This window comes from Streptomyces sp. NPDC000594 (assembly GCF_040299965.1).
Taxonomy (GTDB): domain Bacteria; phylum Actinomycetota; class Actinomycetes; order Streptomycetales; family Streptomycetaceae; genus Streptomyces.
Map to the genome: position 1 here is coordinate 437,419 of NZ_JBEPCY010000003.1, position 16,682 is coordinate 454,100.

Below are 16,682 nucleotides of genomic sequence, written 5' to 3' on the forward strand. Positions count from 1 at the left end.
GGGAGGAACCGTCGTCGTGAGCAGTCGGCCGTCCCGAGGCGCTGCTCGCCTCGCAGCCATACTCGACGCCCTCCCTGACGGCCTCGTGCTCGTCAATTGCAACGGCACGGTCGTCAACGCCAACACCATCGCCCTGGAACTCTTCGAGACTCCGGGGACCGCCCTGGTCGGGCGCGGGCTGCTGGATCTGCTGCCCAGCTTCGACTCACGGCTGATCCCCGGCTCGATGCGGCGCCCCGAGGCGACCGACGAGCGCGGCCGGACCAAGCCGACCCGGATGATGGCGCGCCGTACGGATGGTGTCGAGTTCCCGGTCGAGGTGACCAGCGCGGGACTGGAGGACGGACGGGACGCCTATGCCTCCCGTCAGGGATACACCGGTGACGAGCTGCTGATGCTCGTCGTCCGGGATCTTTCGGGAACGCTGGACACCGAGGCCGAGCTGGCCCGTTCCCGGCGGCAGACGGAGATGATCCTGCGCGCCGCCGCCGAGGGTGTCGTCGGTACGGACACCGAGGGCCGGGTGGTGCTGGTCAATCCGGCCGCCGCCCAGATCCTCGGCTACCGCGCCAGCGACCTCGGCGGGCGGGAGCTGCACCCGCTGATCCTGCACTCGCGCGAGGACGGCAAGCCGTTCCCGTACGCCGAGTCGCCGCTCGCGGACACCCTCCGCTCCGGCCGCAAGCACCGGGTGCGCGGGCAGGTGCTGTGGTCGAAGGACGGCTCACGGGTGCCGGTCGATCTGACCACCGCCCCGGTACGGGACGGGGACCAGCTGGTCGGCGCGGTGATGACCTTCACCGACCGGCGGCCGGCCGAGGAGCTGGCCGAGCGTCACGCCGCCGAGCTGGCGGAGCTGACCGAGCGGCTCACCGCCGAACTGACCGGGACCACCGAGCGCTTGACCGCCGAGATCGAGCGGAACGAGGAGCGGTACGCGGCCGAGCTGGCGGACCGGTCCGAGCGGTACGCCACCGAGATCGAGCGGCGCGACGAGCACCAGCAGGAGCTGACCGCCCGGCATGAGCAGCTCACCGCCGTGCTCGGCGGTTCCCTGCGCGGGCCGCTGGAGGAGCTCCGTACGGAGCTGGGGACGCTCGCCGACGACCCCGCCGGGCAGCTCTGGCCCGAGGCCAACCAGATCCTGCACCACCTCGCCGCCGGGTACGCCCGGATGACCACCCTCATCGACAATGTCCTCGGCTATCAGCGGCTCGACACCGGCCAGGAGGCCCTCGCCAAGACGGCGGTGCCGCTGGACGCGGTCGTCGCGGCCGGGGTCGAGGGCGCGATCGAGCTGATCGGGCCCGGCCGGGCGCAGTTCGCGGTGCACGCCCCGGCCGTCGAGACCGAGGTGGACCCGCGACAGCTGGCGACCGCGCTGGCGCATCTGGCGGCGGATGTCGCCGGGGTCGACTCGACCGGCAAGGCCCGGCTGCTGCCGGACGGCGGCTATGTGGACTCCACGGTCGTCATCGCGGCGGCCCAGCGCGGTGAGGTCGTACGGATCGAGGTGCGCGGCCCGTTCGTCGGCGGCGACCCGGTGCACGAGCCGATCGTGCGCGGGATCGTCGAGGCGCACGGCGGGGTGCTCCAGACGCACGAGATGCCGGGGATGAGCGGCAGCGCGTACGTCCTGGAGGTACCGCTCGGGAAGGCGCCCGAGGAGACGGACGACGACGGGAACGGCAGCGGAAACGGGCACGGGGACGTGACCGGGGACGCGGCGGCGGAAGCCGACGGCGCGGTCCCGGCGGACGGCACCCCGGGTGCGCCGGAGCTGCCGAGCGGCGCCCCGGTGCCGCAGCCCGCAGCCGCCGGGGCGGAAACCCCGGAAACCCCCGCAGCGCCCGTGGTGCCCGCAGTGCCCGATGCGGATGTTCCGGTTGTTCCGGTCGGAGGGCCGGTCGACGGGCAGCCGCTGAGCGACCCCTCCGTGGCCCGCCCGCCCGTACCCCACCCGGCGGGAGCGATTCCGCCCGGCGTCGGCAGGTCGGGAGCCGGCCGGTCAGGAGTCGGTACGAGCGGTACGGCCGGTACGGCAGGAGTCGGTACGCAGTCGTCCGCCGAGACCATGCCCGAGCTGCTCCCGGAGCACCTCTCCGAGCAGGGCGAGCCCGTCGAGCCCGCCGAGGCCCTGACCCCGGCGGCGCCCCTGGACGCACCGACGGGCCCCGTGGAGACCGGCACCGGGCGGCGCCGGGCACGGCGCGGCTCGACCGACGCCTTCCTGGAGAGCCCCGTCTCGGCGGAGGGTTCCGCCTCCGGCGAGGACGCGTCCCCGCCCACGGGCCGCCGCAGGGCGGCCTCCGCCGACCCCGCCGACGGCTCCGCCCCGGGCGACGGAAGCGACCGCACGCCCACCGGTGGCACCGGCCGACGGCGCGGGCGCCCCAGCCCGGCGGAGGCCGAGGGAACCGGTTCGCCGGAGCATCCGGAGCACCCGGGTGCTCCGGAACACACGGCACACCCGGGGCACCCGGAGCCGGCCGAGGGAGCCGCGCGTCCCGAGCCGACCGAGTCGTCGGAGCCGTCCGATATCCCCGAGGAGAACCCCGGGGACTCCGTGGTGACGGCCGCCGAGGGCGCCTCCGGGCGACCCGCCCCGGGACACGCCGTCCCGCCGGGCGGAGTGCCCCCGCAGGCCGGACCGCCGCTGCCGGTGCCCCCGCAAGGCATGCCGCCGCAGCCCGGTACGCCTGGTACACCCGGTACGCCCCGTCTGCCCGGGGCGCTCAGCCTGCCCCAGCAGCGGCCCCAGCAGGACCCGCCGCAGGGCTCCGTGCCCCGGCCGCCCAGGCCCGTACCGCCGCAGGGCATGCCCGTACCCCCCGGGGCGCTGGGCCTGCCCCAGCAGCAGAGCCGACCGGTGCCCCCGCAGGGCATGCCGCCGCAGCCCGCCGCGATGGCCGAGCTGGCGCCGGTGCCCGGCACGGCCCCCGTACCCGGCGCGGTGCCGGGCGGCGAGGTCGAGGCGTACCCCGGTGGCCGGCGGACCCGCCGTGCGCTGGCGCCCGCCCCGGCCGAGCAGGAGCGACCGGGGGTCCCGGAGCGGGAGGCCGGTTCGCGCTTCGCGCTGCCGCCCGCCGCGGCCGACCGGCCCGTCCCGCCGACCGCCGGAGCGGCCGACGCCTCCCTGCCGGGGCGCCATGACGCCGTCCGCGTCCCGCCGGGCGCCGACCACACCCCGGCACAGCACCATCCGCTGCCCCACCCCTTGCCCACCGGCCGCCGCCGGGCGCGTCCGGCCGGGGCGCAGGACGACACCGACGGCGCGGGCCTCGCCGTACCGGGAGCGCGGGACGGCGCCCCGGTGATGGACCCGCACGGCACGGGTTCGCTCTCGCTGCCGCTGCCCGAAGCCGGGCCCACTGCCCCGGCACCCGCCCGGCAGCCGCTGCCCGCCGAGGCCCCCCGGCCCGGGGCGGGCGACACCCAGGGACGCGCGTTCAGCGTGCGCGCCCTCGGTCAGGGAGGCCAGGCGGTCCAGCCCGCGACCGGCGCACAGCCCGTACCGGGTGCCCAGCAGCCCGTACCCACGCGGCGACCGATCGCGGCCCCGGCCGCAGACCCCCAGAGGGCCCCGGAGAGGACCCCGGAGCGGGCATCGGATCCGCAGGCCGGGACGGACCCGCAGGCCGCGGGCGGACTGGGCTCCGGCCGGCGGCGCAGGCTCGCCGCGCCGCCCGAGGACGAGCGTCCCGAGCCGTCGGCCGCCCCCGCGCAGGCCGCCCCGGCGGTCCCCCCGCACGGGCCCCGGCTGCCGCTGGACCGTGCGGAGGGCCGGGCGTACGCGATCGGCGCGCCCGACGTGGACGCGGCGGAGGGTCCCGAGCCGCTGGACGGCCCCGGGGGCGCGGTGGAGGTGGCCAACCGGCCGCAGCCGCACCCCGTGGACGACGAGCTGCCCCCGGAGCCGCTGGACAACCCGCGCCGGCTGCTGGTCTGGCCCGCACCGGATGTCTCCACCCAGCAGGCGCTGAGCGACCGGGGCTACCGGCCCGTGGTCGTCCACTCCCGGGAGGAGGTCGACGCGCAGATCGCGGCCTTCCCGGCGGCACTCTTCGTCGACCCGCTGACCGGGCCGATCACCCGTACGGCCCTTCAGTCGCTGCGCCAGGCGGCCGTGGCGGCCGAGGTGCCGGTGCTGGTGACGGCGGGGCTGGGGCAGGCGACCCGGGAGGCGGCCTACGGCGCCGACCCGGCGGTGCTGCTGAAGGCCCTGGCGCCGCGCGACAGCGAGCAGCATCCCTCCCGGGTGCTGCTGATCGAGGAGCACGAGGAGATCGCGCTGGCGCTCACCTCGGCGCTGGAGCGGCGCGGTACGCAGGTCGCACGGGCGGGTACGGACGCGGAGGCGGTGGCGCTCGCCGCCCAGACCCGGCCGAACCTGGTGGTGATGGATCTGATGCAGGTCCGAAGGCGCCGGGCGGGGATCATCGACTGGCTGCGGGCGAACGGGCAGTTGAACCGTACGCCCCTGGTCGTCTACACCTCGGCCGGGCTCAACCGCGCCGAGCTGCCCCGGCTCTCCTCGGGCGAGACCGTGCTCTTCCTCGCGGAGCGCTCGACCAGCGCCGAGGTGCAGTCACGGATCGTGGATCTGCTGGCGAAGATCGGGACGAACTGATCGCGCGCTGAACCGAAGAGCGGTGGAGCCGGCCCGGGAGACCGGACCGACCCGGCTCCACCGCTTCCGACCGGACCGGGGTCCGACCGGACCGGGCCGGGCCGGATCAGACCGGGCCGGGCCGGGCCGGATCAGACCGGGCCGGGCCGGGCCGGATCAGACCGGGCCGGGCCGGGCCGGATCAGACCGGGCCGGGCCGGGCCGGATCAGATCAGCGTGACATCCAGCTCCCCGTCCGCGTACTGCCTCCGGATCAGCTTCTTGTCGAACTTCCCCACGCTGGTCTTCGGCACCGCCGGGACGACCGCCCACCGTTCCGGAAGCTGCCACTTGGCGACCCGTTCGGCGAGGAAGTCCCGCAGCGCCGGGTAGTCGGCGGCCGCGCCGTCCTTGAGGACGACGGTGGCCAGCGGGCGCTCGCCCCACTTCTCGTCGGGTACGGCGACGACCGCCGCCTCCGCGACATCCGGATGGGCCATCAGCTCGTTCTCCAGCGCCACACTGGAGATCCACTCACCGCCGGACTTGATCACGTCCTTCGCCCGGTCGGTGAGGGTGAGATAGCCGTCGTGTCCGATCACCCCGACATCGCCCGTCCGCAGCCAGCCGTCGGCGCTGAACTTGTCCTCGGGACGTACTTCCTCGTTCTCCGTACCGCCGTAGTACGCGGCGGCGATCCAGGGACCGCGCACCTCCAGCTCACCGGCGGAGGCGCCGTCCCAGGGCAGCAGGTCGCCGCCGGGCCCGACCAGCCGGGCCTCCACACCCGCCGGGAAACGCCCCTGGGTGATCCGGTACGGCCACTCCCCGTCGGGGGTGAGCCCGGCGGGCGGGTGGGCCATGGTGCCGAGCGGGGAGGTCTCCGTCATGCCCCACGCCTGACAGAGCCGGACCCCCAGCTTGTCGTACGCCGCCATCAGCGCGGGCGGACAGGCGGAGCCGCCGATGGTGACCATCCGCAGCGAGGAGAGATCACGGGGGCGGGCGGTGACCTCGGCGAGCAGCCCCTGCCAGATGGTGGGGACGGCGGCGGCGTAGGTGGGCCGTATCCGCTCGATCATCTCGGCGATCGGGGCCGGCTGGAGGAAACGATCCGGCATGAGGAGGTTGATGCCGGTCATAAAGGTGCCATGGGCCAGCCCCCAGGCGTTGACATGGAACTGGGGCACCACCACGAGGGCGGTGTCCTCGTCGTCCAGGCCCATCGACTCGCCCATGTTCACCTGCATACAGTGCAGATAGATCGAACGGTGGGAGTAGACCACGCCCTTGGGGTCCCCGGTGGTGCCGGAGGTGTAACACATGGCGGCGGCGGAGCGTTCGTCCAGCTCGGGCCAGTCGTAGACGGTGGGCCGTCCGGCGATCAGCTCCTCGTAGTCATGGATCTGCGCCTCGCTGTCGGCGAGCAGGGTGCGGTCGCCGGGGCCCGCGACCACGACATGTTCCACCGTGGGCAGATGCGGCAGCAGCGGGGCGAGCAGCGGCAGCAGCGAGCCGTTCACGATGACCGCGCGGTCGGCGGCGTGGTTGACGATCCACACCAGCTGTTCGGCGGGCAGCCGCAGGTTCAGGGTGTGCAGAACGGCGCCCATGGCGGGGACGGCGAAGTACGCCTCGACATGTTCGGCGTTGTTCCACATCAGGGTGGCGACCCGCTGGTCGCCGTCGATACCCAGCTCGTCGCGGAGGGCGTGGGCCAGCCGCGCGGACCGGTCGCCGATCTCGGCGAAGCTGCGGCGGTGCGGCTCCGCCTCCCCGGTCCAGGTGATGACCTGGGACTTTCCATGGATCTTGCGGCCGTGCTCCAGAATCCGGCTGATCAGCAGCGGTACATCCTGCATGGTGCTCCGCACGGCGTCCTCCCGATGAGCGCGAACGCTCTGTCGCTACATGGCAGTAGGGGTGTGCAGATTCTGCGCGCATACCACGCGGTATGTCACTACCCCTGGATGCTGTATGTCGCTACCCCTGGAGGGAGGTCTTGCGCACGCGTGCGAGAGCTGGACACCGATGCGGACACCCGGGGGCTCAGCAAACGGGCCGGGCTCAGCGATCCGGGCTCGGCGGTCCGGTGCTCAACAGGCCGAGGGTCAACAGGCCGAGGGTCAACAGGCCGGGCTCAAAGGGCCGGTGCTCAAAGGGCGGGGGTCGAAGGCCGGTACTCAAAGGCCGGTGCTCAAGGGCCGGTGCTCAAGGGCTGAGGCGGCTCAACAGGCCGGGGCCGGGGGGCGGGGCTCCGGACGGTCGGGCTTCAGCGCACCGGGGCCAGCTCCGGGTCCTCGCGGAGTTTGCCGAGCGCCCGGGAGACCGCGCTCTTGACCGTACCGACCGAAACCCCCAGCACCTCGGCGGTCTGGGCCTCGCTCAGATCCTCGTAGTACCGGAGCACGACCATCGCCCGCTGCCGGTCCGGCAGCTTCATCACGGCCCGCCACATGGCGTCGTGCAGCACCTGCCGCTCGGCCGGGTCGGGCGCGGGCACGGTCTCCGGCTCCGGCAGCTCGTCGCAGGCGAACTCGTCCACCTTGCGCTTGCGCCACTGCGAGGTGCGGGTGTTGAGCAGGGCCCGGCGCACATAGCCGTCGAGCGCCCGGTGGTCCTCGATCCGCTCCCACGCGACATAGGTCTTGGTGAGCGCGGTCTGCAGCAGATCCTCGGCGTCGCTCGGATTGGCGGTGAGCGAGCGGGCGGTCCGCAGCAGTACGGGCCCCCGTGCCCGTACGTACGAGGAGAACGACGTGTAGCGCGCGCGGGGCGCGTAACGGGTGTCGGAGCCGGGCGCGCCGGGCGCGGCGGGCGCCGGCCAAGCGGGCCAGGCGGGCCTCGAAGCTCTTGTGCAGACTGGCGTGGTCATGGGCCCCACGCTAGGAGCGAGGGGGCGGTCAGCGGATCGCCCGGAGGGCCTGAAGCCATGTCCGCCTCAGGTTGTACGGGTGGTGCCGGCCCCACCTCCTGAAGGTGGAGGAGACCCTCAGAGCCATGACCTGCTCCTCGGGGGTGGGAGCGGCGCGGAGAGGGCCGGGGCCACGGTGGGGAACCCGGCCCCGGCTCCCGTACGGGCCACCTCGCACAGGCCCCCGACATGGACCCGGCATGGACCCACCGGGGACCACCGGGGACCACCGCAGGCCGCGCCGCACGGTCCCGCCCCGGGCCTTCCGCCGCACGGCGGTCAGCGGCCGAAACGGGCCACCGGCGCGTCCGCGAGACTCCGGCCCACCGTCAGCCGGTGCCCGCCGTGCTCCTCGGTAACCTCCCCCGCGTACTGGTGGATCCGGCGTTTGACCCGCCAGGCGTACGGGTGGAGCGCGCGCTCGTCGTACAGCGACGGCCTGCGGTTCCACCGGGCGAACCACATCGCCGACGGCAGGTCCCCCGTGCCCGCCCGGCGGGCGTGCTCCATGTGCAGCACCCCGGCGTCCGCGTGGCTGCGCAGCCCGGGGACATAGCCGTGGCGGCGGATCTCCCTGTTCCAGGCGCGGACATAGTCGAGGGTGGCCCGGACGCAGGAGGAGTCGCGCAGATCGTACGACTTGAGACTGACATAGAGGGCGCTGCCGTGGATCATGCCCAGCGCCCGTGCCGCGCGGACGGCGTCCGTTCCGTCCCGGCCGCCCTGGGCGGCGGGGGTCCCGCCGTCACCGCCGATCGTCGCCCCGTCCTTCCCGACACCGTCCTTCCCGACACCGTCCTTCCCGACACCGTCTCTCCCGATGCCCTCACTCCCGACGCCTTCCCTCCCGGATCCCTCCCTCCCGGCTCCGGACCTGGCCCCGCTCTCCCCGGTCGCACTGTCGCCGGTCGCACTGTCGCCGGAGGCGGAACAGGGCGGGCGGGCCCCGGCGTACACCGGGAAGAGCCGCCAGCCCATCCGGTGCACCTCGGTGACCCAGGCCCGGGTGAGGCGCGGACCGCCCCGGGCCGGGCCGGGACACTCCCCGCCCCGGCCCGCGAAGGGGACGCCCACCGCCCCGTACGGCGACGACGTCCGCCAGGCCCTCATCACCGCCAGCGAGGGCGCCCGGCACAGATCGAACGCGAGCCCCCGGAAGGTCACCGCCGTATCGGCGGTGGTGTCCGGCACCCGGCCGGGCGGTCGGCGTTCGCCCGGTGACAAGCGGCCCCCGGTCGCCGACGTGGAGCTGTACGCGGCCCCCTCGGGCGGCCCCTGCGGCGCGAACAGCAGATCGGACGCGCCGAGCAGCGCCGTGAGGACCAGGGCGGCGGCGGTGGTGCTCCTCGGGGCCCGGCTTCGGGTGCGCATGCACCGAGTCAACGGCTCCCCCCGGCCCCCGGCCAGCGCTGGGGCCCCCGGCTCAGCCGTCCGCGCCCAGGATCAACCCGGATGTGGGAACCCCGGTCCCCGCCGTGACCAGGACCCGGGAGGCGCCGGGGACGCTGTTCACCGAGGTGCCCCGGATCTGCCGGACGGCCTCCGCCACCCCGTTCATCCCGTGGAGATACCCCTCACCGAGCTGTCCGCCATGGGTATTCAGCGGAAGCGCGCCCTCCGCGACAAATCCGGCCCCCTCGCCCCGTCCGCAGAAGCCGAACTCCTCCAGCTGCATCAGAACAAAAGGGGTGAAGTGGTCGTAGACGATGCCCACATCGATGTCGCCGGGGGTCAGCCCGGAGTTCCGCCAGAGCCGGCGGGCGACCACTCCCATCTCGGGGAGCCCGGTGAGATCCCCCCGGTAGAAGCCGGTCATCTGCTCCTGCCCCCTCGCCGCGCCCTGGGCGGCGGCGACGATCACCGCGGGCGGCCGGCGCAGCTCCCGGGCCCGTTCCACCCCGGTGACGACGATCGCCTGTCCGCCGTCGGTCTCCTGGCAGCAGTCCAGCAGCCGCAGCGGCTCGGCGATCCAGCGGGACGCGGCATGGTCGGCGAGGGTGATCGGCCGTCCGTGGAAGTACGCGGCCGGGTTACGGGCGGCATGGCGGCGGGCGGTGACGGCGACATGGCCGAGGACCTCGGGGGCCAGACCGTAGGTGTGGAGATAGCGCTGGGCCGCCATCGCCACCCAGGAGGCGGGGGTGAGCAGCCCGAACGGCATGCCCCAGCCGAGCGCGACCCCCTCCGCCGTCGGCGCCCGGTCCCGTACCCCGGCACCGAATCTGCGCCCCGAGCGTTCATTGAACGCGCGGTAGCAGACGACCACCTCGGCCACGCCGGTCGCCACGGCGAGGGCCGCCTGCTGGACGGTGGCGCAGGCCGCGCCGCCGCCGTAGTGCACCCGGGAGAAGAAGGACAGCTCACCGATGCCGACCGCCTGGGCGACGGTGATCTCGGGGCTGGTGTCCATGGTGAAGGTGACCAGGCCGTCGACATCGGCGGGGCGCAGCCCGGCGTCGTCGAGGGCGGCGCGCACCGCCTCGGCGGCGAGCCTCAGCTCGCTGCGGCCGGAGTCCTTGGAGAACTCGGTCGCCCCGATGCCCGCCACGGCGGCCCGTCCGCCGAGACCGTCCCTCATGGGGTGCCACCTCCGGGAGCCGGGGCCGGGGACAGGGAGTGCGATGCGGGTACGGGGGAGGGGGCGGGCGGCGCCGGGACCGTGACGGTGATCGTGCCTGTGACATGGGTGCCCCGGGTGTTCGTCCCGACGACCCGGACCTCGGCCGTGACTCCGGCCGTGACTCCGGCCATGGCCCCGTCCTCGGCCCCGGTCGTGGCCCCGGACCGCCCGGCGGCGCGGTCGGCAGCGCGGTCGGTGACGGAGACGACCGTGCCGCGCAGCACCATCGTGTCCCCCGGGTGATTCGGTGTCCCCAGCCGGATCGCGACCCTCCGGAGGACGGCGGCCTCCCCGAGGCGGTCGGTGATGTACCGCCCCACCAGGCCGTTGGTGGTCAGGATGTTCATGAAGATATCGGGGGAGCCCTTCGCCATCGCCGCCTCGTGGTCGTGGTGGACCTCCTGGTGGTCCCGGGAGGCGAGGGCGCCCGCGACGATCAGGGTGCGGGTGATCGGGATCTCCAGCGGCGCCAGTTCCGCGCCCGCGACCGGAGGGAGGCCCGTGGCCACCATCTCGACGTCCCGGGGTTCCGGTTCCGCCTCGGGCTCCGGTTCCGGCGCAGTGCAGGGCTCGGCGGAAGGCTCTGGGGAGAGATCTGCGGCGTGCTCCGTGGAGGGCTCTGCGGAGGGACCGCTTCCGGCGGCCCGGAAGACCGGGAGTTCCAGCTCCGCGTCCACCCGCAGGAACTCCAGCTCCACCGGCATCCCGATCCGTACCGCGTCGTACCGCACACCGATCACATTGCTGACGATCCGCACCCCCTCGGCCAGCTCGATCAACGCCACCGCGTAGGGCTCCGGCGCCCCGCCGCCGCCCCGGGGTGACGGCCCGGTGGCGAAGGCGGGGAAGGGCGGATGGTGCATCACCACATGGGAGTAGACGGTCCCCCGGCCGCCCGCCGCCACCGTGTCCCACTCCGGCGAGCCGCATCCGGAGCACCCGGGGAGCCAGGGGAAACGGAGCGCCCCGCACCCCCCGCAGCGCTGGATCAGCAGCCGGTGCCGGGCGACGCCCGCCCAGAACCCGGCGTTGTCGTCGTTGATCACCGGCCGGGGCCGCCGGGGTGGTTCCCCGGCCACGGGCCCCCCGGGGGAGCGCTTCGCCGGGGCGTACCGCAGGACACGGAAGCGATGGGTCCCGGCGAGGCGGCCGTCCGCCCGGACATCGGTCCGGGTGGTGATGAAGTGGCCCGTCCCCAGCCGGGTCGTCTTGCGCGGTGAGACGCTCTCGACCACCACGTCGTAGGTGATCCGTTCCCCCGGCCGCAGCGGCCTCCGGTACTCCTGCTCCGAGTCGGTCGCGACGACCGCCGTGCACCCCGCCGCGTCGAGCACGGCGAACAGCTCCGCGTGGACGGACGAACGGCCGGCGCGCCCGGCGAGCCCGCCCAGTGTCCACGCCTGGAGCATGGTGGGCGGGGCCAGGGCGTCCGGGCCCCGGTACGCGGGGTTCCGGTCCCCCATCGCCTCGCACCAGTGGCGGATCATCGGCTCGTTGACGGGGTCCGGGCCGGGGCGGCCGGTGACGAGCGGCAGCCCCTCGTACCCCTGGAGGCGTGCGTACAGGCCGCCGTCCCCGATGTCCGCGTCCGGGCCGTCCCCGGTGTCCGTGTCCGCGTCCGTGTCCGTGTCCGGGCCGCGCCCGGCGTCCGGCCCGCTCCTGTCCTCGGCTGTCCCGGTCAATCGCCACCCCCTCCCGAGTTTCTGACTGTCCGTCAGCTCCAGGCGCCTGTCAAGGTCGCCGCCGGTCGGCGAGGGCCGCCGCCGGACCGACCGACCCCGGTCCGAAACGCGCCCGGACCCGGTCCGCCGACGCCTCCACCCGCCGGGCCCGCTCGTCGTCCGGATCCAGGCTGAGCTGGGTGGTGGCCGACGCGTCGGAGAGGAGATCGTCGGCCCGCAGCGCGAGCCCCCGGACCCGGGCCCGTTGCAGGCCCAGCGACTCGTACAGGGCGTACGCGGTGGCGATCAGCACCGGCCCGTGCTGGGACGGCTCGGGCAGCGACCGGGTGCGGACCGTGGTGCTCCGGTCGGCGTACCGGACCGTCAGCGTCAGTCTGCGGGCCACCCTTCCCTCGCCCCGCAGCCGTACACCGATCCGCTCGGCGAGGGCGACCACGGTCCGGCGCCGGCGTTCCGGATCCAGCTCGTCGCGGTCGAAGGCGTACGCGGCCCCGTACGAGCGGTCCGGTTCCCCCGGGGTCACCGGACGGGGGTCGATCCCGTGGGCACGCTCGTACAGCCGCCGTCCCGGGGCCGCGCCCAGCAGGCGTTGCAGGGTGCCGGGCGGGGTGTCGGCGACCGCGCCGACGGTGTGGAGTCCATGGCGTACGAGCACCCGGGCGAGCGCCGGTCCGACACCCTGGAGCGCGGCGACGGGCCGGGGGCGGAGGAAGGCGGCGACCGCCTCCGGGTCGGCGGGCACATGGGTGACACCGCCCGGTGCGGTGGCGTCGGCCGCCATGGCGGCGAGCAGGCGGTTACCGGCGGACCCGATGGTGGTGTCCACCCCGTACAGCGCCAGGGAGCGCATCCGGATCAGCTGGGCGACCCCTTGGGGATCATGGCCGAAATAGCGGAGTGCGCCGGTGATGTCGCAGTCGGCGTCGGTGGGCGGGAGCGCCTGGACCCGGGGGGTGATGCCCTGGAGGAGGCCGACCAGCCGCTCGTACGGGTCGGGCCGATGGGGTCCGGAATCGTCTCGCTCCTCGCGCTCCGGGCCGAGGGACTCGTACAAGGGGTCGCCGTCGGGGGGCGGCCGGTCCCCGTACCCGTACCCGTGACCGCTCCCGCTCCCGTACTCGCTCCCGTACTCGCTCCCGTACCCGTACCCGTACAGATGGAAGTGGACGCGCAGCACATGCCGTTCGGCGGTGCGCGGCGGGTCGCCGGCACCCGGTGGGTCGGGGGAACGCGGTGTCATGGCGGCTCACCCCGCGCTTCCGGGGCTGGTGTACCCCAGGGAGACCAGGTCCAGGGCGGCCGGGTCGGCGGTGCGTTCCCCGGCGGGCCGGAGGTCGGCCCAGGGGTGGAGCCGCGCCCCGGTCTCCTGCGGGATGGTGCGCCGGGTCTCCCGCCGCTGCGGGGCACGGCCCGCCGGGGCGCTGCCGAGGAGCCGGTGGACCGCCTCCGGGCCGTCGTCGCGCCGGGCCACCGCCAGCGCCTCCAGGTCCCAGACCATGGTGCCGACGACGGTGGCCCGCCCGCCGCGCCGCTGCACCGTGCCCCGGACCAGCAGCAGCCCCGAGTGGAAGACGGTATGGGCGCAGGCGGCGTGGCTGTCCTCGAAGAAGGCGAGGTCGACCAGGCCGGTGCCGTCGTCCAGGGTGACGAAGATGATCCGCTTGCCCGAGGCGATGGGCGGGGTCTGGGTGGCCGCGCGCACCCCCGCGACCAGCACGGTCTCGCCGGTACGGAGGTCGCCGAGGCGCCGGGAGGGGGTGGCGTCCAGCTCCCGCAGCAGCCGGTGGTGGTAGTCCATGAGATGCCGGGTCACATCGATGCCCAGCACATGGAGTTCGGCGTTGAGGGCTTCGCGTCCGGTCATCTCCGGCAGCCCGTAGCCACCCCTGTCACCCCTGTCATCCTTCTTGCCCGTTCGTGAAGAAGGTTTCGAGCCACTCTCCTCCAGACCCTCGATCCGGAGCGGGAGCTGTCCGTCGCCGATGCCCCGCCCCCGGTACTGGCGGTGGAGTTCGGCGATCCCCAGCAGCAGATCGCGCCGGGTCCGGCCGGGCCCCGCGAGCGGTGCCAGCGCGCCGATGTCGGCGAGCCGCTCGGCGGTGGGGCGGCCGGGACGGGCGCGCTGCCAGAGGTCGGGGAGGGAGGTGTACGGCTGTCCGGCGGCGATCCGGGAGACCTCGGCGTCGGCGATGCCGCGCACACCGGCGAGGGCGAGCCGTACGCCCCAGGTGCCGTCCGGGGCCCGTTCGACGGTGTGGACGGCGCGCGAGCGGTTGATGTCGACGGGGAGGACGGCAATGCCATGGCGCCGGGCGTCGGCGACGACCACACGCTTCGGCCACATGCCGGGGTCGTGTTCGAGGAGTCCCGCGTAGAGGGCGGCCGGGTGGTGGGCCTTCAGCCACGCGGACTGGAGGGCGGGTACGGCGAAGGCGACGGCGTGGGCGCGGGAGAACCCGTACGCCCCGAACGCCTCCACGGTCTCCCAGACCTCGGCCCGGACGGCGGGCGGATACCCCTGGTCGGTGGCCAGCCGGTGGAACCACTCCCGGACCTTCGGCAGCCGCTCCCGGTCGCTCAGGGCGCGGCGGGCATAATCCCCGGTCCCTCGGTCGCAGCCGGTCATGACCCGCAGGATCTCGATGATCTGCTCATGCCAGATCACCACTCCATAGGTATCGGAGAGGACGGGTTCGAGATCGCGGTGGGGGTACGCGGGGGTGCCGCCGTGCCGGGCGGCGACATAGCGCTCCGGCATGCCGCCCGCGACCGGTCCCGGCCGGAAGAGGCTGATGTCGGCGATGACGTCCTGCGGGTCGCGCGGCTGCATCCGGCCGAGCAGGTCCATCTGGCCGGGGGACTCCAGCTGGAACATGCCGAGGGTGTCGGAGGCCTGGATGAGTTTGAACGCGAAGGGATCGTCCAGGGGGACCTGGCGCGGGTCGTCGAGGTCGACATGGCGGCCGGTGACCCGTTCGATCTCGGCGACGGCATGGGCCATGGCCGACTGCATCCGGACACCGAGGACATCCAGCTTGATCATCCCCAGGTCCTCGACGTCCTCCTTGTCGGCCTGGACCATCGGATAGCCGCCGGTGGGGGTGGGCTGGACAGGGAGCCGGTCGAGCAGGCCGGCGTCGCTGAGGATCACTCCGCAGGGGTGCATGGCGATGCCCCGGGGGAGCGCGTCGAGCCCTTCGGCCAGCTCGAAGAGGAGACGGTACGGGGCGGCGCGCGCGGCCAGGTCGCGCAGTTCGGGCAGTTCGGCGAGGGCGGCGGTGATGTCCGACGCACGGATGTGCGGGAACGATTTCGCGATCCGGTCGACCTCGGCGGGGGCGATCCCCAGGGCGAGACCGGTGTCCCGCAGGGCGTGCCGGGCCCGATAGGTCTCGGGCATACCGGTGATCGCGATCCGCTCCCGGCCGAACCGTTCGATGATCCGGTCGTAGACCTCCAGCCGGCGGGCGGACTCGACATCGAGGTCGATATCGGGCAGGTCGGTACGGCGCCGTGACAGAAAACGTTCGAACAGCAGCCGGTGGTCGAGGGGGTTGGCGGTGGCGATCCCGAGGACGTGGTTGACCATGCTGCCCGCGCCGGAGCCGCGTGCGGCCACCCTGATGCCCAGGTCACGGATGTCCTCGACCACCTGGGCGACGGTGAGGAAGTAGGTGTCGTACCCCAGCTCGGATATCAGGGCCAGCTCTTCCTCCAGCCGGTCGCGGGCGTCGCGGTCCCGGTCCAGGCCCCGGCGGACCAGCCCGTCGGCACAGCGCCGCCGGAGCACCCGGGCGGCGTCGGCGGCGCTGCGGGCGCCGACGGCCTGGGGCTCGGGCAGATGCCTGCGGCCCAGGCCGAGGCCGACGGCGGGGTCGAGGCGGCACAGCCGGGCGGTCTCCTCGGTGGTGGCCAGCAGCCGCAGCGCCCGCGCGGGGCCGAGGCCGGCCGCCCGGACGATCCGGTCGGCGACCGCCGCCATGGCCGCCGGGTCCTTCAGCCAGCGCTCGCCGGAGTCGAGCCGGCGGGGGTCGACGGGGCGCAGCAGCCGGGCCGCGTCCAGGACGTCGGCGATCCGGTGCCGGCGGGGGTCGGCGTACCGGACCGCGTTGGTCAGTACGGCGGGGACCCCGGCCCGGTCGGCGAGGAGCAGCGTCCGGGCGGCGAGCCGCAGCGAGCCGGGGCCGGTGCCGGGGCGGCCGTGCCAGACGGTCTCCAGCCGCAGCGCCCCGCCGAACAGCTCCGTCCAGGGGGCGAGCAGCCGCTCGGCGAGCCCGTCCCGACCTGCGGCGAGGGCCCGCGCGGGCTCGGAGAGGGGGCCGAGCAGGGCGATGAGACCGCTCAGGTCGCAGCGGCGCAGGGCGTGCCAGGGGACGACGGGGTGGCCGTCGACGGGGTGCGCGTGCGCGGCGGAGGTGAGCCGGCAGAGCGCGGCCCAGCCGGCCGGGTTCCGGGCGAGCAGGGTGAAGCGGAACGCGGGATCCCGGACATAGGCACCCCCGCGTACGGGCGTACGGGCCCCTGTTCCTGTTGTTGCTCTTGCTGCTGTTGCCCCTGCCGTTGCCGTTGCCATTACCGTTCCCGTTGCCCCGAAGGCTTCGACGGCGAGGTCCACCCCGAAGACGGGCCGTACCCCGGCCCCTCGCGCGGCCTTGGCGAACCGCACCACCCCGGTGACCCCGTCCCGGTCGGTCACCGCAAGGCTGCCCATCCCCTGCTCGGCGGCCCGTCGTACCAGGTCACGGGGGTGCGAGGCGCCATAGCGGGCGGAGTGGCCCGAGGCGACATGCAGATGCGTAAAGCCCTCCATGGCACACCTCCAGCCACTTTGCACCCCTTCAACCAGTTCACCCGATT

8 protein-coding genes are annotated in these 16,682 nt (G+C 74.5%); 1 reads left to right on the forward strand and 7 read right to left on the reverse strand.

The window, feature by feature from the left end:
* Window positions 1–16: 16 nt before the first annotated feature.
* The gene (locus tag ABT354_RS06930; RefSeq protein WP_351489987.1) at window positions 17–4,630 is read left to right on the forward strand and encodes a PAS domain-containing protein; all 4,614 of its coding nucleotides are present in this window, start codon (window positions 17–19) and stop codon (window positions 4,628–4,630) included.
* A gap of 206 nt (window positions 4,631–4,836) precedes the next feature.
* Here the strand turns inward: ABT354_RS06930 and ABT354_RS06935 are convergent, their stop codons facing one another.
* The 7 genes from ABT354_RS06935 to ABT354_RS06970 all read right to left on the reverse strand — a co-directional run bounded on the left by ABT354_RS06935 (window position 4,837) and on the right by ABT354_RS06970 (window position 16,635).
* Window positions 4,837–6,483, reverse strand: coding sequence for a long-chain fatty acid--CoA ligase (locus tag ABT354_RS06935; protein ID WP_351489990.1), 1,647 nt, complete (start codon window positions 6,481–6,483; stop codon window positions 4,837–4,839).
* 398 nt (window positions 6,484–6,881) lie between these two features.
* A complete protein-coding gene (locus tag ABT354_RS06940) occupies window positions 6,882–7,484 on the reverse strand; it encodes a SigE family RNA polymerase sigma factor (RefSeq protein WP_351489992.1) in 603 nt (200 codons plus the stop codon).
* Window positions 7,485–7,802: 318 nt separating this feature from the next.
* A complete protein-coding gene (locus tag ABT354_RS06945) occupies window positions 7,803–8,894 on the reverse strand; it encodes a DUF1906 domain-containing protein (protein ID WP_351489995.1) in 1,092 nt (363 codons plus the stop codon).
* Window positions 8,895–8,946: 52 nt separating this feature from the next.
* Complete coding sequence (locus ABT354_RS06950; protein WP_351489998.1) at window positions 8,947–10,101, reverse strand: lipid-transfer protein; 1,155 nt, start codon at window positions 10,099–10,101, stop codon at window positions 8,947–8,949.
* Window positions 10,098–11,825 carry an OB-fold domain-containing protein gene (locus ABT354_RS38035; protein ID WP_502983341.1) on the reverse strand — a complete coding sequence of 576 codons (1,728 nt, stop codon included), beginning with the start codon at window positions 11,823–11,825 and terminating at the stop codon, window positions 10,098–10,100. The genes ABT354_RS06950 and ABT354_RS38035 overlap by 4 nt, the downstream gene beginning before the upstream one ends.
* 49 nt (window positions 11,826–11,874) lie before the next feature.
* Window positions 11,875–13,065, reverse strand: a complete 1,191-nt coding sequence (locus ABT354_RS06965) for a DNA polymerase Y family protein (protein WP_351490000.1) — start codon at window positions 13,063–13,065, stop codon at window positions 11,875–11,877.
* 6 nt (window positions 13,066–13,071) lie between these two features.
* The gene (locus tag ABT354_RS06970) at window positions 13,072–16,635 is read right to left on the reverse strand and encodes a DNA polymerase III subunit alpha (protein ID WP_351490002.1); all 3,564 of its coding nucleotides are present in this window, start codon (window positions 16,633–16,635) and stop codon (window positions 13,072–13,074) included.
* Window positions 16,636–16,682: the final 47 nt, after the last annotated feature.